A 21,097-nucleotide genomic window follows, 5' to 3' on the forward strand; every position below is an offset into this window, starting at 1 on the left:
TTCTACCCACTGGGGAGGCCGGTAACGAGGGCGGCGAGACGGGTGTCGAGTTCGTTGACACGGTCGGCGTGGGGGCCGCGGTAGCGCCGGCGGAAGGAACGCACGCGGGCCACGACGCGTTCGGAGGCGAAGCGCACCCCGGTGTCGAGGGCCTCCTGGGCCAGGCGGAAGGCCTCGTCGATGTCTCCGGCCTCGGCGTGGGCGGAGGCCAGTTCGACCTTGAGCACCGCGGACTGCTTGACGTTGCGGGAGGGCGGGGCGACGGCGTCTGCGAAGGCGGCGCGTGCCTCGTGCGGGGTGCGCAGGCGTACGCCCACCAGGGCGCGGTAGCCGGCGACCTTGGCCTCGTCGAAGGCGAACACCCAGGGCCAGGGCGGTCGGGCGTTGTCGGGACGGTGGACGTCGCGTTCGGCGCGGCGGATGGCGTTCGCGGCGGAGGCGCGGTCGCCGATGCCGGCGTGGGCGAGGGCGCCGACGCAGGCCAGCCAGGCGCGGGCGGTGGGGTGGGAGTCGGGTCCCAGGACGTGTTCGGCCTCTTGGACCAGCCCCAGTCCGAGTTCGGGATCCTCGGCGGTCTCGATCTCGAAGGAGGCCAGGGAGCCGAGCATGTAGACGTCGAGCAGGCGCATGCCGGCCTGGCGGGCGCGTACGACGGCGGTGCGGTAGTGCATGCGGGCCGATCCCATGTCGCCGAGGTCGGCGTTGAGCCAGGCGGCGAACCCGGAGGCTTCGCTCGCCGCGGCGCTGAGTTCGGTGTGGAAGGGCGTCACGCGCGCGTTCGCGAGCATCTGCTCGGCCAGGTGCACATGCGCGATCGCGCCGGGCAGCAGGTGGCGCGCGGGCGAGGTCGCGTCCATGCGTCGTTGGCCGCCGGTGATGGCCCGCAGGGAGGGTGCGGTGTCCTCGTCGATGCCGTGGTGGACCTCCGGTCCGACGATGGGTCGCGCGGTGGAGGCCAGGAGTCCGCCGGCGGCGACGGCCTTTCCGAAGTCGCGACGTCTGGTGGGAGGTATCGCCTTGGTGGTGGGACCCTCCTTCACTGTTTCTCCGCCGAAGCGGATCAGGTGCAACGGGATGTCGAGTCGCCGTGCCAGGTCCTGGACCTGGCTGATGGTGAGCGACTGCTGGCCGTTGACCACTCGGGAGACCCAACTCTGTGAGTAGGTGAGTTCCCGCGCGAGGTCGCCCTGGGACCAGCCGCGTGCGGTGCGCACGCTTTCGATGACCGTCGGCATGTCGCATTCGGCGAGGGCGTCGGCCACGCGGGGTCGGGTCCACAGGTCCTGGGGAAGGCCGTCTGGTTGAGGCATGAGCCCAGGTTAGGGATCTCGGCTCGTCTTGGTGGCTATGTGTGAAAAAGAAGGTGTGATGCGTGATCCGCATACTGGTCATGCGGGCCCTTCGGCATGGGGCAGAGTGAACTTGTCGTTGGGTCCGGCGGCGGTGGTCGCCGGGGCCGTGAGGAAGGAGAACACGTGACGGTGCGGACGTCGCCGGCGGAGAGCCCGGGTGTGTCGGACCATGATGGTCCGGCGTCCTTGGCGCTGCGGGGTATGGCGGACGAGCTGCGTTCACGTGGGATCGACGCGTGGGAGGACGGGGTGTGCGGGATCGTGCACGCCGGGCCGATCGCGCAGGGTCGGCGTGCGGTGCTGCGTCCCCACCGGGGGGACCTGTGGTGGTGGATGCGCTGGTCGCTCCAGGAGGGGACCGCGGCGGTCCTGCCCGGGGTTCCGCTCTCTCCGGCCTCACGGACCTCCGACGCCGCCCGCAGGATCATGGGCGTCATGTCGGCCGCCGAGGGCGGCTGACGTAGAAGACTCACGTGGGAGAGGTCTCACGTGGCTGGACGGGTCGTACAGCGGTGCGACCCCGGGTGTGGGGTGGTGTTCGGGTGGTGGCCCGAACCCGTTTCTCCCTCTGTGCGGGCTCCGAACCCGCCCGACACCCGAATCACCCGCTCCGGAGCGTGACCGGGGCGGCCGCCTCCACCCCCGGGCGCCTGGCGGTGCCGTCCCCACGAATTCGCCAGGCGCCCCTTTCCCTTCCCCGGCTTCAGGGACGGGTCCTGTTGTCCCAAGCCCGTAGTAGGACACCCAGGTCGTGGACGTTCATGGTCCGTGCGTGCTCCGGTCGCGGCAGCGCAGGTGTCCTGATCAAGGTGACCGGTACCGAATCCAGCCCCAGGCGTAGGGCCACGGCGATCCGGTGGTTGCCGTCGAGCGTGCCGAAGGCGGGGTTGAAACCCAGTCGTAGTGGGGTGCGGATTCCGTGTCGGGCGATGTCGGCCGTCAAAGCGTCCAGGTGGCGTGGTGTGTCCAGCAGGGCCGAACCCACGACCTCGCGGTCCACGGCCCGGTAGCGCGTCACCAGGGCCGTGGGGAGTGGCGTCGTGGGGGAGGGGGTCACGGCACCTCCAGGCCTTGGGCGGCGGCCAGGGTGGCGCCCACGATGCCCGCCGTGTTGCGCAGGACGGCGGGCACGATCGGGGTGCGGATGTCGAGCAGGGGCAGGAACTTGTGGGCCTTGCGGCTCACCCCGCCGCCCACCACGATCAGGTCCGGCCACACCAGGTCCTCGATCACCCGGTAGTAGCGCTGTAGGCGCTCGTTCGCCCACTCGGGGTAGGAGAGGCCGTCGCGTTCCTTGGCGCCGGAGGAGGCCCGTGACTCGGCGTCGTGGCCGTCGATCTCCAGGTGCCCGAATTCGGTGTTGGGCACCAGACGGCCGTCCACGACCAGGGCGGATCCGATGCCGGTGCCCAGGGTGGTCATCAGGACGGTGCCGCGCACGCCCTTGGCCGCGCCGTAGCGGGCCTCGGCCAGGGCGGCGGCGTCGGCGTCGTTGAGGACCCGGACGGGGCGTCCCACGGCTTCGGTGAACAGGGCACGGGCGTCGGTGCCCACCCAGGCCTTGTCCAGGTTGGCGGCGGTGTGGACCGTGCCGTTCTGCACCACTCCCGGAAAGGTGACGCCCACGGGACCGCGCACGGTCTCGGGGAAGTGGTCGGCGATCCGCGAGACGATGTCGGCGACGGCCTGGGGCCCCGAGTCCTCGGGGGTGAGCACCTTGTGCCGTTCGTGGAGGAACTCACCTGAGTCCAGGTCGACGGGGGCACCTTTGATGCCGCTGCCGCCGATGTCGATTCCCAAGCCCGTGTTCGGCTGTGACATGGGTGGTGTCTCCCGTGGTCCTCGTGTGCTGTCGGGGTCGGTGGCCGGGCCACATGCCTGATACTGCCCAACGGCGTCGGGTTTCGCACGCCGAAGGGGCGGATGTGGTCGGCGCGCCGGACGGTTCGGCGCGGTGCCGGAGGCCGATACGCTGGACGACTGCCCGACCCGAACGCGATGTGGGAAGACGAGAGCGACGTTGACCGGTATCCATGGCCGCCGCGGCCCCTTCACCGATGGCGACACCGTGCAGTTGACCGACCCCAAGGGTCGCATGCACACGATCACCCTGCGTGAGGGTGGCGCCTTCCACTCGCACAAGGGCAAGGTCGACCACGACGATCTCATCGGTGAACCCGAGGGCAGCGTGGTCGTCTCCAACACCGGCACGGCCTATGTGGCCCTGCGCCCCCTGCTCATCGACTACACGCTGTCCATGAAGCGCGGGGCGACCATCGTCTACCCCAAGGACGCGGCCCAGGTCCTGGTGGAGGCCGACATCTTCCCGGGCGCGCGCGTGGTGGAGGCGGGCGCGGGCTCGGGTGCGATGTCCAACTGGCTGCTGCGCGCGGTCGGGGAAAAGGGCATGGTGCACTCCTATGAGCGGCGGGCCGACTTCGCCGAGATCGCTCGCAAGAACGTGGAGAACTTCCACGGTGGTCCGCACCCGGCGTGGCGGCTGACCGTGGGCGACCTGGTCGAGGAACTCGACGAGACCGACGTGGACCGGGTGTTCCTGGACATGTTGGCGCCTTGGGAGTGCCTGGACGCGGTCGCCAAGGCCCTGATCCCCGGTGGGTTGGTGTGCTGCTACGTGGCCACCACGACCCAGCTGTCCCGTGTGGTGGAGGAGCTGCGTGAGGACGAGCGGTTCTACGAGCCGCGTTCGTGGGAGACCATGTTGCGGACCTGGCACGTGGAGGGGTTGGCGGTGCGTCCGGACCACCGGATGATCGGTCACACCGGTTTCCTGGTGGTGGCGCGTCGTCTGGCCGACGGTGTGGCGGCGCCCGAGCGGCGTCGTCGTCCGGCCAAGGGCGCCTATGGCAAGGACTACGAGGCCGCTCGGGCGGCCGGTGCCAAGGGCACGGCCGGTTCCGCCGAGGGTGTGTCCGACATGCCCGAGAAGGAGACGGATCGACCCGCCGAGTAGCGTTCTCGGTACTCGTGAAAGCCCGTTTCCGGACATGGTCCGGGGCGGGCTTCGTTGTTTTTCGCGAAGTGGTGTTATCGCCGCCCAAGCCTGGGGAAACGTCTGGAATGCACTTGCCCGACCCCCGCCACGGAGGTTACTTTCTCATTACGTCGGGTCATCCGCTGCGGCCATGACCTGCGTGGACGCCAGGTGTGAAAGTGAGGCCCAGGACACTCCTCGAAGCTGGGAGGTTAGGAAAGGGGCAGGGGTAGGTAGGTTCCCGAGTAGTCGTCCTTCTCATAGGGAGGTGGCGGACGTGGCCGAGCGCGAAGACGAGCGTCAAAACGACCAGGACCGTGAAGTCGCTGAACTCACGGCTCAGGTCTCCTACATGGAAAAGGAACTCAGCGTGGTTCGGCGTAAGCTCGCCGACTCGCCCCGACATGTGCGTCTGTTGGAAGAGCGGTTGCGGGAGGCCCAGGCCAACCTGGCCGCCGCCAACGGGCAGAACGAACGGCTCGTCTCCACACTGAAGGAGGCGCGCGAGCAGATCGTGGCACTCAAGGAGGAGGTCGATCGGCTGGCGCAGCCACCGTCGGGCTTCGGTGTCTACCTTGGGTCGCGCGAGGACGAGACCGTCGAGATCTTCACCAATGGCCGCAAGATGCGGGTCAACGTCAGTCCATCCGTGGATCTGGACGCGTTGCGCCCGGGCCAAGAGGTCATGCTCAACGAGGCGTTCAACGTCGTCGAGGTGGAGTCGTTCGAGACCGTCGGCGAAGTCGTCATGCTCAAGGAGGTCCTTGAGGACGGCGAACGCGCCCTGGTGATCTCGCATCACGACGATGAGCGGATCGTGCGGTTGGCGGAGCCGCTGCGCGACGAGCCGATCAGGGCCGGGGACTCACTGCTGTTGGAGTCCCGGTCGGGTTACGTGTACGAGCGCATCCCCAAGTCCGAGGTCGAGGAGCTCATCCTCGAAGAGGTCCCCGACATCGCCTACAGCGACGTCGGTGGTCTGTCGGGACAGATCGAGATGATCCGCGACGCGGTCGAGTTGCCCTACCTGTACAAGGAGTTGTTCTTCGAGCACCGGTTGCGCCCGCCCAAGGGTGTGCTGCTGTACGGGCCGCCCGGGTGCGGTAAGACGCTCATCGCCAAGGCGGTCGCGAACTCGTTGGCCAAGCAGGTCGCCGAGCGCACCGGCAAGGACGTCGGCAAGAGCTTCTTCCTTAACATCAAGGGTCCGGAGCTGCTGAACAAGTACGTGGGTGAGACCGAGCGGCACATCCGCCTGGTCTTCCAAAGGGCCAGGGAGAAGGCCTCCGAGGGAACCCCCGTCATCGTGTTCTTCGACGAGATGGACTCGATCTTCCGCACACGTGGTTCGGGTGTGTCCTCCGACGTGGAGAACACGATCGTCCCGCAGATGCTCAGTGAGATCGACGGTGTCGAGGGGTTGGAGAACGTCATCGTCATCGGCGCCTCCAACCGCGAGGACATGATCGACCCGGCGATCCTGCGGCCCGGCCGTTTGGACGTCAAGATCAAGATCGAGCGGCCCGACGCCGAGGCGGCCCGCGACATCTTCGCCAAGTACATCACCGAGGAGTTGCCGCTGCACGAGGAGGACCTGGCCGAGCACGGTGGTTCCAGCAAGGCCACGGTGGACGCCATGATCCAGCGGGTCGTGGAACGGATGTACACCGAGGGCGAGGAGAACCGCTTCTTGGAGGTCACCTACGCCAATGGGGACAAGGAGGTCCTGTACTTCAAGGACTTCAACTCCGGCGCGATGATCGAGAACATCGTCTCGCGGGCCAAGAAGATGGCGATCAAGGACTTCATCGACAGCCGGTCCAGGGGCATCAGGGTCTCGCACCTGATGCAGGCCTGCGTCGACGAGTTCAGTGAGAACGAGGACCTGCCCAACACCACCAACCCGGACGACTGGGCGCGCATCTCCGGCAAGAAGGGCGAGCGGATCGTGTACATCCGTACGCTCATCACCGGCAAGACGGGCTCCGACTCGGGCCGATCCATCGACACGGTCGCCAACACCGGCCAGTACCTGTAAGAACGCTCGCCGCGGTCACGTACCGCCTCGGGGCCCGCCGGAGGTCTTTCTCCGGCGGGCCCCTACGCGCGCGATTGCGGGACCTTCGCCCCTTACCGGGGCGCGGTCCGGTGTTTTGCGCGCGCCCCGTCGTCACTTTATGGCGAATCCGCCGAAAGGCTCCATGACCTGTGCGGACACGCCGGGTGGAGGTCTTTGGAAACGCCCGGGAAGACGGCGCTTAGGCCACAATTGGCGCGGAAGCGTTCAAGAGGCCGCCCGGGCGGATAACCTCTCATCATGAGTGTGCGGCGGATTATGGGTATCGAGACCGAATACGGGATCTCCGTGCCGGGAAACCCCGGGGCCAACGCGATGGTCACCTCCACCCAGGTGGTCAACGCCTACCTTGCCGCCTCGGCGGCGCGGGCCCGGCGAGCACGTTGGGACTTCGAGGAGGAGAACCCGCTACGGGACGCGCGCGGCTTCGACCTGGCGCGAGAGGTGGCCGACCCCACCCAGTTGACCGACGAGGACCTGGGGTTGGCCAACGTCATCCTCACCAACGGCGCGCGGCTGTATGTGGACCATGCCCACCCGGAGTACTCGGCCCCCGAGGTCACCAATCCGCGTGACGCGGTGCTGTGGGACAAGGCCGGGGAGCGGGTCATGGCCGATGCCGCGGCGCGGGCCGGTTCCACGCCCGGCATCGAACCGATCCAGCTGTACAAGAACAACACCGACAACAAGGGCGCCTCCTACGGGTGCCACGAGAACTATCTGATGAACCGGTCGACGCCCTTCGGGGACATCGTCCGCCACCTCATCCCCTTCTTCGTGTCCAGGCAGGTGATGTGCGGGGCCGGCAAGGTCGGCATCGGTTCGGATGGGAACGGCAGCGGCTTCCAGCTCTCCCAGCGCGCCGACTTCTTCGAGGTCGAGGTGGGGTTGGAGACGACCCTGAAGCGTCCCATCATCAACACACGGGACGAACCGCACGCGGACCCGGACCGGTACCGGCGTCTGCACGTGATCATCGGTGACGCCAACATGAGCGAGCTCTCCACCTACCTGAAGATGGGGACCACCGCGCTGGTGCTGTCGATGATCGAGGACGGGTTCTTGCAGGAGGACCTGTCGTTGGAGACGTCGGTGGCGGACCTGCGGGAGATCTCCCACGACCCGGGGCTGACGCACCGGGTGCGGTTGCGCGACGGGCGGCGGATGACCGCCCTGGAGTTGCAGGGCGAGTACCTGGACCAGGCGCGCAAGTACGTGGAGGAGCGATACGGCACGGACGTGGACCCCGACACCGCCGACGTGCTGGACCAGTGGGAGACGGTGCTGACCGGGCTCGGGCGGGATCCGATGGACCTGGCCGACCGGTTGGACTGGGTGGCCAAGCTCAAGCTGTTGGAGGGCTATCGCTCGCGTGATGGCCTGGAGTGGTCGAGCCCGCGGTTGCAGATGGTGGATCTGCAGTACTCGGACGTGCGCCAGGACCGGGGCCTGTACAACCGGTTGGCGGCTCGTGGGCGGGTCCGTCGGTTGTTGGAGGAGCCGGAGGTGACCCGGGCGATCACCGAACCGCCGGAGGACACGCGCGCCTACTTCCGTGGTCGTTGTCTGGCCAAGTACGCCGACTCGGTGGCGGCGGCCTCCTGGGACTCGGTCATCTTCGATCTGCCCGGTCACGACTCGTTGCAGCGGGTGCCGACCCTGGACCCGCGGCGGGGCACCAAGGAGCACGTGGGTGCCCTGCTGGCCGCCGCGGACACCGCCGAGGACCTGGTCGCGGTACTGGGCGGCGGTAAACGCGGGGACTGACCCCGCGCGAAAGCGGACGTCCCCGCCCGCGCGAAAGCGGACGGGGACGTCTTGTGCGGTGTAGGAGACGGATCAGGTCCGCAGGGTCAGGCCCCAGGTGTTGAGCATGGGGTTGACCTCCTGGTAGTAGGTGGTGCCACCGAAGGAGCAGTTGCCCGAACCACCGGAGGTGACGCCCTGCGCCTGGCTTCCGGAGATGAAGGAACCACCGGAGTCACCGGGTTCGGCGCACACGTTGGTGCGGGTCAGGGCCTGAACGGTGCCCTGTGGGTAGTTCACCGTCTGGTTGCGGGCCTGGATGGTGCCGCAGTGCCAGCCGGTGGTGGAGCCGGAGCGGCAGACCTGGGAGCCGATCGCGGCCGCGCTGGAGCCGCTCACGGTGGCGTGTCCGCCGCTGTTGTAGCGGCTGACCAGGTTGGTCAGGGTGAAGTTGGAGGTGCCGCGGACGAAGGCGGCGTCGTTGCCGGGGAAGATGGAGCGCTCGAAGACTCCCCGACCGTTGCCGATGCTGACGGCGGTGCCGACGCTTCCGCAGTGGCCGGCGGTGACGAAGCCGGGCTGGCCGGAGGAGTTGGTGGCGGCGAAACCGACCGAGCAACGTCCGCCCATGGTGTAGGCCAGACCACCGACGATGTCGGCGTACAGCTCGGGCTGTTCGGTGGTGGTCTGCACCGTGACGTCGGCGGAGTCGACACCGGAGTCGGCGAGGAGGGCGTCCACGTCGGCCTCGGAACCCTCCAAGACCTCCAGGACGACCGTGTCGCCGGCGATGTCGGGGTACCAACCCACGACGCCCGAGTCGGCCTGGGAGGCGTTGAGTTCGTCGACGATCTCCTCCAGACCCTCGATGCCGTGGGTGACGACCTCGGCCCGGGCGCCGGCGGCCTCGACCGCGTCCACGGCGGAGGCGTCGGTGACCAGGACGGTCAGTTCGAGGGCTTCGGTGTCGAAGATGGAGCCGCCGTAGGCCTCGGCCGCGGCCTCGGTGGCGGCGGCGTCGATCTCGAACGATTCGGCCTGGGCGTCGAGCAGTTCGTCGGCCTGGGACGGGGACAGGCCAAGGTCGCGCTGGAGGGCCTCGGCCATGGTGGTGGCCTCGGCGTCGGGGGACTGGGGGACGGGTGCGGTGGGAGTCGCGGCAGCGGGGGTGGTGCCCAGGGCCAGACCGAAGGCCAGGGCTCCGGTGCCTATGGCGGAGACAACGGGGGAGGGTCGCATGGTCCCTACTCTCCTTGGGGGATTTGCGGGGGATCGGTGACCGAGTCGCTTCGGTCGCCGTTGTTCACCGAGACATCCGGTAAACAATGCCCAACCATAAGTGCACGTTTTGGCGAGGGAAAGAGCGTCAGGCGGGAAAAGCATTCAAGACGAAATCCGGTGATGGGGTGATGGGGCGGTTCCGGTCGCTGTCAGTCGCGGTCCACGGCGCCACGTCAGGATCACCGCAGGCGGCCGGTCACAGACCGAAATGGTCGTTATTCCACAAGAGGGGCAAAATGGCCACATACGGACGCCGGTATCGGGTACCGGTCGTGGCCGATCGGACACACTCCCGTAACCGTTCTGGTCACGGGCGTGCCCAGGGCGTGCGGGGTGCGGATGGTCGTGCACTCGATGAGAGCCGGCCGGGTATCGGTGGTGGCCGGATACGGACACCTGGAAACGAAAGACGCCCCCGCCCGCTGGAAAGCGGACGGGGGCGTCGGTGCGATGCCGGACGGATGGAGCTATCCGGTCACCAGCGAGAGGTTCCACGAGCTGAGCACCGGGCCGACCTCCTGGTAGTACGTCGTACCACCACTGGTGCAGTTGCCCGAGCCGCCAGAGGTCATGCCCTGGGCCTGGTCGTCACTGATGAACGAGCCACCGGAGTCACCCGGCTCGGCGCAGACATCGGTGCGGGTCAGGTCGTTGACGGTGCCCTCGGGGTAGCTCACCGTCTGGCCGCGGGCCTCGATGGTCCCGCAGTGCCAACCGGTGGTCGAACCCGAACGGCACACGGCCGAGCCGACCGGGGCCTGAGCGGAACCGGCCACCGTCTGGGTGTCACCCGCGCTGTACATGTTGACCAGGTTGGTGACGGTCCAGTTGGAGCTCGCCGACACGTACGCCCCGTCGTTGCCGGGGAAGACCGACTCGGCGAAGGTGCCCGAGCCGGAACCGTCCTCGCTCTCGGCGGAGGTGCCGACGGTGCCGCAGTGACCGGCGGTCACGAAGCCGTCGCCGCCGGAGGCGTCGGTGGCGGCGAACCCGATGGAGCAGCGGCCGCCGCCCATGTAGTACGCGTCTCCACCGACGATGTCGGCGAACAGCTGCGGCTGCTCGGAGGTGCCGCGCACCTCCACGGCGGAGGCGTCCACGCCCGCGGCCTCGATGAGGCTCTGTGCGTCGTCGCCATCGAGGGCCTCGATCACGACCGTGTCGGAAGTGACGTCGGGGTACCAGCCGACGACGCCGGGCTGGGTGCCGGCCGCGTCGAGCTCGTCCATGATCTCGGCCAGGCCCTCGGTGCCGTATGAGACCACTTCGGCCTCGGCTCCGGCGGCCTCGACGTCCGACACGGCGGAGGTGTCCGTCACCAGGACGGTCAGCTCCAGGGTGTCGGTGTCGAACACCGAGCCCGCGTAGGCGTCACCCGCGGCGTCGGCCGCGGCCTCGTCCAGGCCGAAGGCGGCCGCCTGGGCGTCGAGCAGTTCCTCGGCCTCGAACGGGGTGAGGCCGAAGTCGCGCTCAAGCGCTTCTTCCATGGTGGACACCGAGTCGTCCTGCGTGACGGGCTCGGTCGGCACGGTCGCGGCTCCGGCGCCCGGGGCCACGGAGAGCGACAGCCCGAAGGCCAGCGCTCCCGTGCCGATCGCGGAGATAACGGGGGAGGGTCGCATTGATCCCTACTCTCCTAGGGGGAATGGGGCGGGGTCTCGGAAGGCGCCTCGTCCGCTCGGGGGTGGACGATGCGCTCCGAGGCGGGACCCCGATGGGGGCGGGTCCCTTCCGTTCACCGAGACACTCGGTAAACGGTTCCCCACCATAAGTGCACATCTTGGACAACTGGAACCCCGGAAAGCTGATACTTCAGCGAGCGGACAAAGGGGTCATCCGATGACCGGATGTCTTGAAGTTCTGGTCATCGGGAGGCGACCCATCTGACCTTGACTTTTCCGAAGAGATCGGATGTGAATCAGAAACTCGCCGGTAAGTCAAGGGATACATGTTGGCCGGATCCGGACACTGAAACCGCGTACCAGTAGCGATGGTTCGGACACGTAGACGTAACCCGCGTGGTCAGGCCGCCGTCCTGGGTGAAGATCATGTTCGCAAGGCGAATACATGTGCGCATGTCGCGAAAACGATCTTCGTGGGCGTGCGGGGGGTCGACCCCGGGGACACGCCCGACCCCGTGACGGCGTCGAATTCGTGAGCACCCGACCGCACCCGTTCGCCTCTCGCGCGCACGCGCGGTGATGACGCCGAGCCCAGAGGTAACTAGCGGGTATCGGGCCCGGGGAACGGGGTTGAGTCGGGGGTCGTTGGGCCAAGATAAGGGCGAGAGCTCCGAACGGGAGGTTGCAATGGCGACGAAGGACACCGGCGGCCAGAAGCACGGCACCCGCCGCGACGAAGAGGTCGAGGAGACCGAGGGCGCCGCGGAGGCCAAGGAACGCGACGAACAGTTGGATGAGGACGTCGACGACATCCTCGACGAGATCGACGACGTTCTGGAGAGCAACGCCGAGGACTTCGTGCGGCAGTTCGTGCAGAAGGGCGGTCAGTGACCGTCATCGGACGGTTCGCTGACAGCGCACACGGGAGCCGGTGGCCCCCGGGCGCACAGGGTTAGGGTCGACACGTCGGCCGGGGTGGGAAAGCCCGGCCGACGTGCAGGCCGACAACAAACGGATGAGCAGGCGCCCCATCCGCCCCCGAGACGGGGTGGGGCGCCAGTGGAGGGAGTCGCGTGTTCGAAGGGTTCGAGGGCGGACGGATGCCGGCCGCTTTCATGAGTGCGGGTACTTCGTCCTTCACCGAGTTCCTCCGGGCGGTCAACCCCGAGTTGCTGCCCGGAAGGCATCTGGACGCCGCCGGAGGGGTCACCGAACACCTCACCCCGGACGCGACGACCATCGTCGCCATGACCTTCCCCGGGGGTGTCCTGCTGGCCGGTGACCGCAGGGCGACACAGGGCAACGTCATCGCCAACCGGGACATGGACAAGCTCTACCGGACCGACGAGTTCTCCGCGGTGGCCATCGCGGGCTCGGCCGGGATCGGTATCGAACTGGCCCGCCTGTACCAGGTGGAGCTGGAACACTACGAGAAGCTGGAGGGTCGCTCCCTCTCCCTTGAGGGTAAGGCCAACAAGCTCGCCCAGATGGTCCGGGGCAATCTGGGCATGGCCATGCAGGGATTCGTCGTAGTCCCCCTGCTGGTGGGCTTCGACGAGGTCACCGAGGAAGGCCGGGTCTTCAGCTACGACGCGGTCGGTGGACGCTACGAGGAGCAGCGCTACCACTCCATCGGCTCCGGCTCGGTCTTCGCCAAGGGCTCCATCAAGAAGCTCTATCGCGACGACCTGGACGAGACGACAGCGATCAAGGTCGCCCTGGAGTCGCTCTACGACGCCGCGGACGAGGACTCCGCCACCGGCGGACCCGACCTGCATCGGGGGATCTTCCCCCTGGTCGACGTCATCACCGAGGACGGCCACCGCCGTATCTCCGGCGAAGAGGTCGCCCGTTTGGCCACGGAGGTGGTCCAGGGACGCTCCGTCCACCCCGACGGACCAAGGGCCCGGCTCGACTGACCGGCGGGCCATGACCGGCCCGGCCGATCCGGGCCGGGCGCCCCTCACCACCAGACCTCTCCCGACCAGGTAAGGAAACGATCCGCGGTGTCGATGCCCTTCTACGTCGCCCCCGAACAGCAGATGAAGGACAAGGCGGACTACGCGCGCAAAGGGATCGCGCGCGGCCGCAGTGCCGTCGTCCTGCAGTACGAAGGCGGCATCCTCTTGGTGGCGGACAACATGTCCCGCACCCTGCACAAGATCAGTGAGCTCTACGACCGCATCGGCTTCGCCGCGGTCGGGCGCTACCCCGAGTTCGAGAACCTACGCCTGATGGGCGTCCGTTTCGCCGACGTTCGCGGGTACCAGTTCGACCGTCGTGACGTCAGCGGACGCCAGCTCGCCAACATCTACGCCCAGACCCTGGGCACCGTCTTCAGTGAGAGCCTCAAGCCGTGGGAGGTCGAGATCGTCGTCGCGGAGGTCGGCGACACCGCGGACGACGACGAGATCTACCGCATCACCTTCGACGGGTCGATCGTCGACGAACAGGGCTTCGTCGCGGTGGGCGGCTCCTCCGAGCACGTGTCCAACCAGCTCAAGGACCGCTTCGACGCGAGGGCCCCGCTCAGCGCGGCGCTCAACGCCGCCACCCACGCGCTGGCGCACGAGAACGGGGAGGAGCGTGAGCTGGAGGCCACCAACCTGGAGGTCGCCGTGCTGGACCGCTCCCGACAGCACCGCAAGTTCCGTCGCATCCACGGTGACCGCCTGACCTCCCTCATCGAGGAGGGCAAGCGAGGTGCCACCACGAAGGCCGCCACGAGCACGGACGCCTCCGAGGACACGAGCGCCGGTGGGGACGAGGCCGACCAGGACTGAAGCTAGGGACGACGGTGCGGCGCCACCGGGGCGCCGCACCGGCCGGGCGGGTGTGGACGACGTGGCCCCGTCGTCGGCACCCCGGTGACGGAAGTTGGTGAGGCCGCGTGGAACGACGGATCTTCGGGCTGGAGAACGAGTACGGGGTCACGTGCACCTTCCGGGGACAGCGCCGCCTGTCGCCGGACGAGGTCGCCCGCTACCTCTTCCGACGGGTGGTCTCCTGGGGACGCAGCAGCAACGTGTTCCTGCGCAACGGGGCCCGTCTGTACCTGGACGTGGGAAGCCACCCCGAGTACGCCACCCCCGAGTGCGACAGCCTCCTGGACCTGGTGGCCCACGACAAGGCCGGCGAACGCATCCTGGAGGGGCTGCAGATCGACGCCGAGCAGCGCCTGCACGAGGAGGGCATCGCCGGCGACATCTACCTGTTCAAGAACAACACCGACTCGGCGGGCAACTCCTACGGCTGTCACGAGAACTACCTCGTGGGTCGGCACGGGGAGTTCGGGCGCCTGGCCGACGTGCTCATCCCCTTCCTGGTCACGCGGCAGATCATCTGTGGCGCCGGCAAGGTCCTGCAGACGCCTCGGGGCGCCCTGTACTGCGTGAGCCAGCGCGCCGAGCACATCTGGGAGGGTGTCTCCTCGGCCACCACCCGCTCGCGGCCCATCATCAACACCCGCGATGAGCCCCACGCCGACGCCGAACGCTTCCGGCGCCTGCACGTCATCGTGGGCGACTCCAACATGAGCGAGACCACCACCCTGCTCAAGCTGGGCGCCACCCACCTGGTGCTGCAGATGATCGAAGCCGGTGTGGTCATGCGCGACTACACCCTGGAGAACCCCATCCGGGCCATTCGCGAGGTCAGCCACGACATGACGGGGCGGCGCAAGGTGCGTCTGGCCAACGGGCGCGAGGCCAGTGCCCTGGAGATCCAGCGCGAGTACCTGGAGAAGGTACAGAGCTACGTGGATCGGCACGGCACCGACGCCGTGGGCAAGCGGGTCCTGGACCTGTGGCAGCGCACCCTGGAGGCGGTGGAGACCCAGAACCTGGAGATGGTCTCTCGGGAGATCGACTGGGTCACCAAGTACCTGCTGTTGGAGCGTTACCGGGACAAACACGACCTGTCGCTGTCCTCGCCCCGGGTGGCCCAGCTGGATCTGACCTACCACGACATCCACCGCGATCGCGGCCTGTTCTACCTGATGCAGAACCGCGGCCAGATGGATCGGGTGGTGAACGACCTGAAGATCTTCGAGGCCAAGTCGGTGCCACCGCAGACCACCAGGGCGCGGTTGAGGGGCGAGTTCATCCGCAGAGCCCAGGAACAACGCCGCGACTTCACCGTGGACTGGGTGCACCTCAAACTCAACGATCAGGCGCAGCGGACCGTGCTGTGCAAGGACCCGTTCAAGTCGGTGGACGAGCGGGTGGAGAAGCTGATCGCCGGCATGTGAGCGGACGGACTCCGAACGGTCGATCCGGGCCCCGGCGGGAGGTGCGCGGCGCCACCCGACGGGGCCCGTGACCTTCGGTGCATTCCCAGGGGTGGCCGGACTTGTGCTTTTCGGTAGTGTGAGCCTGTCCTGAGCCGGAAATCAGAGGTTGTGACCCATGCACCGACGTGCCGCCGCTCTCGCGGTGCCACTGACCGCCATCGCCTTGGTGGTCTCAAGCTGCGGATCGATCCCGGAGGATTGGAAGACTCCCGCCTTCCTGCGCATGAACGCGGAGGAGCTGGACCCGCGGCTGCCCGACGTCACCGGCGAGGTCGGTGAGGAACCGCAGATCACCTTCCCCGACGCGGAACCTCCGGAGGAGGAGATCTCCGGCGTCGTCAGCAAGGGCTCGGGGGAGGACGTCCTGGTGGGCGCGGACGACCTGGTGGTCGCCAACGTCGCCCAATACCAGTGGACGGCCCCGGGCGAGGGCGAGGCGATGGAGGGCCAGTCCAGCTACGAGTCCGGTGCCCCCGACCTCGTACGCATGAACGAGATGCCCGAGTACATCACCGAGACGCTGGTGAGCCAGCCGCTCGGCAGCCGTGCGGTGTACGTGTTCCCGCCGTTGACCCCGGAGGAGATCGAGCAGGCCCAGGGCATGGGCCAGGAGGTTCCCGAGGGCGCCAGCGTGCTCGTCATCGACGTGATGGACCGCTACGCCCAGGGTGCCGTGGTGCCGGGCGAGCCGGTCACCGACGGTGGCGACGGTCTGCCCACGGTCACCCAGGACGGCCACAGCCGCCCCGAGATCGAGGTCCCCGAGGGCGACGCCCCCGAGGACCTGGAGGTCGTCCCGCTCATCGAGGGCGAGGGCCCCGAGGTTGAGGAGGGGCAGCAGGTCATCGCCCAGTACACGGGTGTGCGCTGGGACCCCGAGGAGGATGGCGGTCACCAGGTCTTCGACTCCACCTGGGATCGCGGTGGCGCGCCCTTCGACACCACCATCGGTGACGGCGCGGTGATCGAGGGCTGGGACGAGGGCATCGTCGGAGCCAACGTCGGTGACCGCCTGATGCTGGTCGTCCCCGGTTCCATGGCCTACGGCGAGACCGAGGAGGAGGCGATGGGCGGTCCCGTGGGCACCCTGGTCTTCGTGATCGACGTCCTGGGCGCCTACGACAACCCGCCGCCGCCCGAGCCGGCGGAGGGCGCCGAGGGTGAGGCGGCCGACCCCGAGGCCCAGGCCGAGGACGAAGAGGCCTCCGAGGAGGAGTAACCGCCCCGACGTACCCGCGGTTCGTTCGCGCTGCGACGCCCCCGTCATCCGGCGGGGGCGTCGTCGTGTTCGGGGTCCTGACACGCGGGGTGGGCACATCTGCGGGGGAGTGGGGCGATCGCTGCGTAGAGTCGTCACCCTGAGTGATTTCTGGCGAGGGGGAGCCATGCCGGAGGGACGGCGGTTCTGCTATGTGTCCGGTCTGCGCCTGGGGGTGCCGGCGTTGGAGGAACTCTGTGCCCAGGGGCGTCCACCGGATCTGGTGGTGTCCTATCCTGCCGAGTTGGCGCACCGTTGCGGCTATGTCGACTACGAGTCCGTGACCCGTCGACTGGACCTGCCGCACCTGCGCGTGGCCGACGTCAACGGTGATGAGGCGCGTGACGCCCTGGCCTCGCACCACATCGACCTGATGGTGGTGGCCGGGTGGTCGCAACTGGTCCAGGAGGAGGTTCTGGCCTCGCTTCCGTTGGGCGCCGTGGGCATGCATCCCTCCCCGTTGCCGGTGGGGCGCGGACGTGCGCCCATTCCCTGGACGATCCTGCGCGACATGCGGGCCAGCGCGGTGACCCTGTTCCACCTGGCCCGTGAGGTCGAGGCCGGTGACATCGTGGATCGGATCCGTTTCGAGGTGGCCGCCGACGCCACCGCCACCGGCCTGTACGAGCGGGTGGGGCGTTTGCAGGCCGAACTGATCGTGCGCAACCTGGACGCCCTGTTGGAGGGGCGTGCTCCTCGACGTCCCCAGACCGGACACGTGTCGGTGTGGCCCCGTCGTCGTCCCAGTGACGGACACCTGGACCTGGCCGCCGCCGGGCGCGACGTGGACCGGATGGTGCGGGCGTTGGCGGCCCCCTACCCGGGGGCGTTCGCGATGTTCGGGGGCGCGCTCATCACCTTCCATTCGGGGGAGTTGTCCACCGAGGCGGTGGGCGGCGATCCCGGGCAGATCGTCTCCGCCGGTCCCGGCAGGAAATGGGGGGTGACGTGTGGGGACGGTGCCGTGTTCGTGCCGGAGCTGGTGAGCGTGGACGAGGGGGTCGTGGCCGACCCGGCCTCCCTGGCCATGTTCCGGCCCGGGAGGTACTTCGACGCTCCGTCCGAGCACATGCTCGCGGCCACCCGTCGCACTCCGGTGCCCGGTAACGGCGACGCCGAACACCGGCGTCCCGCCACGTGGCTGCCCAGGACCGTCGATCGTTGAAGGGTGGGTGCGCGGTCGTTCAGGGGGCCAGGAGGGTGGCGGCGTACCGTCCGGCCGCCGCCGCGCTCAGGAAGGCGGCCGGGTCCTGTTCCAGGCCGCGCCCCATCGTCGACGGTCTCACCGGCGACGAGAGCAGTTCGCCCTCCAGTCCGGTCGTGGAGACCTCCACCAGTGTGTGCCGCTCGCCGAGGGGCCAGGCCTGGCCGCGTACCCTCTCCCCGAACTCTCCGGGAAGGACGGGTACGACCACGTCGGCGGGGGCCAGGGCGACCTTGCCGTAGGCCGTCAGACTGTGGTGGGAGACCCCGTGGTGACGGGGACGCGGGTCTGCCTCGCTGACCCGCAGGGCGGCCACGGGCAGGCCGCCCAGGGCCGCGACGGCGTTGACGGCCTCGCCGCAGGCCACACCCGAGAAGCCCCAGGGGGTTCCGGTGCCCAGGTTGCCCGGTCCCTGGCACACCACGGTGACGTCCGCCCCCAGGACGTGCCTGGCCGCCAGCAGGCCCGAGTGCACGGTGGCCGTCTCCAGGTCGCCGCCGAACGCCTGGCCGGTGGTCACACAGCCCGCCAGGAGGCCGTCCTCGCGCAGCGTGCCCAGGTTCTGAGAGAACATCGCCGGTAGCGCGCCGCCGTCCAGCATCACGTTGACGACCCGGGCGCGGGGACGTTCGGCGCGTACCCCCGCCAGCACGGCCGGTAGCGACGAGTGCAGGTCGGCGACCACCACCGGCATTCCGTCGACCCCCCGAGCGGTACGCAGTGTCTCGTGGTGGGGTGATCCCTGTTCGTCGGCGCCTTGGACGGTGGCCTGGAGCGGGGTGTAACGGGCCTTGACCAGGTGGCCGGGGCCCTCCCGATCGGCGGGTAGGCGGTCGGGCAGGGCCACCACCAGCGCGTACCCGCCGGTGCCCAGCCCAAGGTCGAGGGCACCGGTGTTGAGTAGCACCTCATCGCCCACGCGTGGTTCACCGACCAGATCGGTGTAGGCCAGGGCTCGGCAGGTGGACGGGGGAGCGGTGTCGGGGCCGGTGGCCAGATCGACCGCGCACACGTGGACCCCGGTCCAGGAGGGCAGGAGTGAACGCACTTGGCCACGACGCCACCGGATCATGGTCGGCACGGTACCGTCAGTGCTGAACCGAAGGTGGGAGGACGCGCCCTCGCGGCCCCGCCCGGCGCATCATCCCAGGGTGAAGGAGTGGCGACGATGTCGCGCAGGAAGACCGAACGACAGCTCAACCTGGTCATCTGCCTGTTGTCCACCCGGCGCCACCTGACGGCCCAGGAGATCCGGGCGACCGTCCAGGGGTACGCGGAGGCCGAGACCGAGTCGGCGTTCAAGCGCATGTTCGAACGCGACAAGCGAGAACTGCGCGACAGCGGTATCCCGATCCAGGTGGGCACCGGTGACGCCTTCAGCGGCGAGGAGGGCTATCGGATCTCGCGGTCGGACTATGAGTTGTCCGAGATCGAGCTACGGCCGGACGAGGCGCTGGTGTTGGGTCTGGCGGCCCGTGCCTGGCGGCACGCCTCCCTGGGCGAGGCCGCCGCCAACGCCCTGTTCAAGCTCCGTTCGGCCGGGGTGCCGGTGGACGCGGAGGCCGCGCCCGGGCTGACCCCGACCATGCGCACCGACGAACCCGCCTTCGGGCCCGTCTGGCAGGCGATCCGTGACCGCCGGCCGGTGGTCTTCTCCTACCGCCGGCCCGGCCAGACCGAAGCGGTGCGTCGCGAGGTCGAACCGTGGGGCGTGGTCAACCAGGACGGCCACTGGTACGTGGTCGGTCACGACCGGCTGCGCGAGGCTCGCCGGGTCTTCCGACTCGGACGCATCCAGGGACAGGTGACGGTGGTGCGCACCGGTCCCGACGTCGAGGTGCCCGAGGGTGTGGACCTGCGTTCGGTGGTCTCCTCGCAGCGGCCCGACCCCGACCACGCCGCCACCGTGCGGGTGCTCGTCGACTCCGCGCACGCCCTGCGCCGCAGTGCCCTGCGCGTGGTCCCCGGTGAACGGGAGGCCGCCGGGCCGGTGTGGGACACCCTCACCCTGCCCTACACCGATACCGACACGCTGGTCGGTCGGGTGGCCGCCCAGGGTGCCCGGGCCGAGGTCGTCGAGCCAGAGCAGGCCCGCGAGGCGTTGGCCGCCCACATGTCGGGGGTGATCCGCCGGGCCCGGGCCGAGGCCGAACCCGTGCGGGAGACCGAGGAGGAGGACGCCCCGGCCCGCGGCCCGCGCTCGGCGGACCAACTGCGTCGGTTGCTGATGTTGGTGCCCTACGCGCTGGGCCGCGACGTGCGTGTGCCGGAGGTGGCCCGCCACTTCGGTCTCAGCGAGAAGCAGGTGGTCCAGGACCTGAGCCTGCTGTGGATGTGCGGTCTGCCCGGCTACACCCCCGGCGACCTCATCGACGTGGACCTGGAGGCGGCCAAGGAGACCGGGGAGATCATCATCGCCAACGCCGACACCCTGGCCCAGCCGCTGCGCCTGACCGCGGACGAGGCCGCCAGCCTGGTCGTGGGCCTGTCGTTGTTGGAGGAGTTGCCCGTGGCCCAGGGCGTGGAGGACGGCGCGCTCAAGCGCGTGGGGGAGAAGCTGCGCGGGGCGGCCGGCAGCGCGGTGGGCGCGCTCGCCGACGCCGTCCAGGTGCGGGTGGAGATGGACGAGCAGGTGGCGCAGACCCATCGGCGCTGTTCCCAGGCCTTGGAGGCGGGTCAGCGCCTGCATCTGCGCTACCTGTCCGGATACCTGGACCAGGTCACCGAACGTGACGTGGATCCGATGGGTCTGGTGGTCCAGGACGGCAAGCCGTTCCTGGAGGGTTACTGCCACCTGCGTGAGGACGTGCGCCTGTTCCGGTTGGACCGGGTGCTGGAACTGACCGTGCTGCCCTATGCGGCCGAGGTGCCCGAGGGTGTGGGCCGCCGTGACCTGTCCAAGGGTGTGCTCCAGCGTTCCGAACGCGATGCCCTGGTCGTGTTGGACCTGGACCCGTCGGCGCGTTGGGTCACCGAGGACTACGCGTGCGAGTCGGTCACCGAATTGGCCGACGGCGGGGTGCGCGCCACGCTGCGGACCCCGGCGCCGGCGTGGGTGGCGCGACTGGTGTTGTCGTTGGGGTCACGGGGGCGCGTGGTGGCTCCCGAGGGTCTGGCGCGGGAAGTGCGCGCGGAGGCCGAACGGGCCTTGAATCTTTATCAGAGGGGGCAAACCTCCCCCGACCTGGTCGAGATCGATTCGTCCTCGGAGTGACGCCCACCTGTTCACAGGGGGTCGAGGTGTAGGTCTTCCGGAAAAGGATATGGTGAG

The 21,097-nt window shown here is 68.8% G+C and carries 17 protein-coding genes; 11 read left to right on the top strand and 6 right to left on the bottom strand.

The window, feature by feature from the left end; translation table 11 throughout:
- Positions 1–2: 2 nt before the first annotated feature.
- Complete coding sequence (locus ACWGKS_RS05935; protein ID WP_358511629.1) at positions 3–1,310, bottom strand: helix-turn-helix domain-containing protein; 1,308 nt, start codon at positions 1,308–1,310, stop codon at positions 3–5.
- A 165-nt stretch (positions 1,311–1,475) separates the two neighbouring features.
- On the opposite strand from ACWGKS_RS05935, the gene ACWGKS_RS05940 reads away from it, so the two are divergent.
- Positions 1,476–1,811 carry a hypothetical protein gene (locus tag ACWGKS_RS05940; RefSeq protein WP_358511632.1) on the top strand — a complete coding sequence of 112 codons (336 nt, stop codon included), beginning with the start codon at positions 1,476–1,478 and terminating at the stop codon, positions 1,809–1,811.
- Positions 1,812–2,055: 244 nt separating this feature from the next.
- Here the strand turns inward: ACWGKS_RS05940 and ACWGKS_RS05945 are convergent, their stop codons facing one another.
- Together ACWGKS_RS05945 and ppgK are read right to left on the bottom strand one after the other, a co-directional pair.
- Positions 2,056–2,409 carry a ParB N-terminal domain-containing protein gene (locus ACWGKS_RS05945; RefSeq protein ID WP_358511635.1) on the bottom strand — a complete coding sequence of 118 codons (354 nt, stop codon included), beginning with the start codon at positions 2,407–2,409 and terminating at the stop codon, positions 2,056–2,058.
- A complete protein-coding gene (gene ppgK, locus ACWGKS_RS05950) occupies positions 2,406–3,173 on the bottom strand; it encodes a polyphosphate--glucose phosphotransferase (protein WP_358511638.1) in 768 nt (255 codons plus the stop codon). The genes ACWGKS_RS05945 and ppgK overlap by 4 nt, the downstream gene beginning before the upstream one ends.
- Positions 3,174–3,372: 199 nt before the next feature.
- Between ppgK and ACWGKS_RS05955 the strand changes: the two genes are divergently transcribed.
- The 3 genes from ACWGKS_RS05955 to dop all read left to right on the top strand — a co-directional run bounded on the left by ACWGKS_RS05955 (position 3,373) and on the right by dop (position 8,191).
- A complete protein-coding gene (locus tag ACWGKS_RS05955; RefSeq protein ID WP_358511641.1) occupies positions 3,373–4,326 on the top strand; it encodes a tRNA (adenine-N1)-methyltransferase in 954 nt (317 codons plus the stop codon).
- Between the two features lie 289 nt (positions 4,327–4,615).
- Positions 4,616–6,385 (top strand): proteasome ATPase, encoded by a 1,770-nt coding sequence (gene arc, locus ACWGKS_RS05960; protein WP_358511644.1) that lies wholly within the window; start codon positions 4,616–4,618, stop codon positions 6,383–6,385.
- 279 nt (positions 6,386–6,664) lie between these two features.
- On the top strand, positions 6,665–8,191 hold the full coding sequence (dop, locus tag ACWGKS_RS05965) for a depupylase/deamidase Dop (protein ID WP_452521911.1): 1,527 nt from the start codon (positions 6,665–6,667) through the stop codon (positions 8,189–8,191).
- 72 nt (positions 8,192–8,263) lie between these two features.
- On the opposite strand, the gene ACWGKS_RS05970 is transcribed toward dop, so the two are convergent.
- Together ACWGKS_RS05970 and ACWGKS_RS05975 are read right to left on the bottom strand one after the other, a co-directional pair.
- Positions 8,264–9,409, bottom strand: a complete 1,146-nt coding sequence (locus tag ACWGKS_RS05970; protein WP_358511649.1) for a S1 family peptidase — start codon at positions 9,407–9,409, stop codon at positions 8,264–8,266.
- Positions 9,410–9,918: 509 nt separating this feature from the next.
- Positions 9,919–11,073: a S1 family peptidase gene (locus ACWGKS_RS05975; protein WP_358511652.1), complete on the bottom strand. Its 1,155-nt coding sequence runs from the start codon at positions 11,071–11,073 to the stop codon at positions 9,919–9,921.
- A gap of 687 nt (positions 11,074–11,760) precedes the next feature.
- Here ACWGKS_RS05975 and ACWGKS_RS05980 point away from each other — a divergent pair.
- The 6 genes from ACWGKS_RS05980 (at position 11,761) to ACWGKS_RS06005 (ending at position 17,787) form a co-directional block, all read left to right on the top strand.
- Positions 11,761–11,964 (top strand): ubiquitin-like protein Pup, encoded by a 204-nt coding sequence (locus ACWGKS_RS05980; RefSeq protein WP_304079557.1) that lies wholly within the window; start codon positions 11,761–11,763, stop codon positions 11,962–11,964.
- Between the two features lie 182 nt (positions 11,965–12,146).
- Complete coding sequence (gene prcB, locus ACWGKS_RS05985; protein WP_358511655.1) at positions 12,147–12,992, top strand: proteasome subunit beta; 846 nt, start codon at positions 12,147–12,149, stop codon at positions 12,990–12,992.
- A gap of 87 nt (positions 12,993–13,079) precedes the next feature.
- Positions 13,080–13,856, top strand: coding sequence for a proteasome subunit alpha (gene prcA, locus ACWGKS_RS05990; RefSeq protein ID WP_358511658.1), 777 nt, complete (start codon positions 13,080–13,082; stop codon positions 13,854–13,856).
- A 107-nt stretch (positions 13,857–13,963) separates the two neighbouring features.
- Complete coding sequence (gene pafA, locus ACWGKS_RS05995; protein WP_358511661.1) at positions 13,964–15,322, top strand: Pup--protein ligase; 1,359 nt, start codon at positions 13,964–13,966, stop codon at positions 15,320–15,322.
- A gap of 157 nt (positions 15,323–15,479) precedes the next feature.
- Entirely contained in the window at positions 15,480–16,583 is a 1,104-nt protein-coding gene (locus ACWGKS_RS06000; RefSeq protein WP_358511663.1) for an FKBP-type peptidyl-prolyl cis-trans isomerase, read from the top strand.
- Between the two features lie 166 nt (positions 16,584–16,749).
- Complete coding sequence (locus ACWGKS_RS06005) at positions 16,750–17,787, top strand: methionyl-tRNA formyltransferase (RefSeq protein ID WP_358511666.1); 1,038 nt, start codon at positions 16,750–16,752, stop codon at positions 17,785–17,787.
- Between the two features lie 19 nt (positions 17,788–17,806).
- Here the strand turns inward: ACWGKS_RS06005 and ACWGKS_RS06010 are convergent, their stop codons facing one another.
- Positions 17,807–18,898: a DUF3866 family protein gene (locus ACWGKS_RS06010; RefSeq protein ID WP_358511669.1), complete on the bottom strand. Its 1,092-nt coding sequence runs from the start codon at positions 18,896–18,898 to the stop codon at positions 17,807–17,809.
- Between the two features lie 96 nt (positions 18,899–18,994).
- On the opposite strand from ACWGKS_RS06010, the gene ACWGKS_RS06015 reads away from it, so the two are divergent.
- Entirely contained in the window at positions 18,995–21,040 is a 2,046-nt protein-coding gene (locus ACWGKS_RS06015) for a helix-turn-helix transcriptional regulator (protein WP_358511672.1), read from the top strand.
- Positions 21,041–21,097 lie beyond the last annotated feature (57 nt).

The sequence above is a fragment of the Nocardiopsis sp. NPDC055879 genome (genome assembly GCF_053615935.1).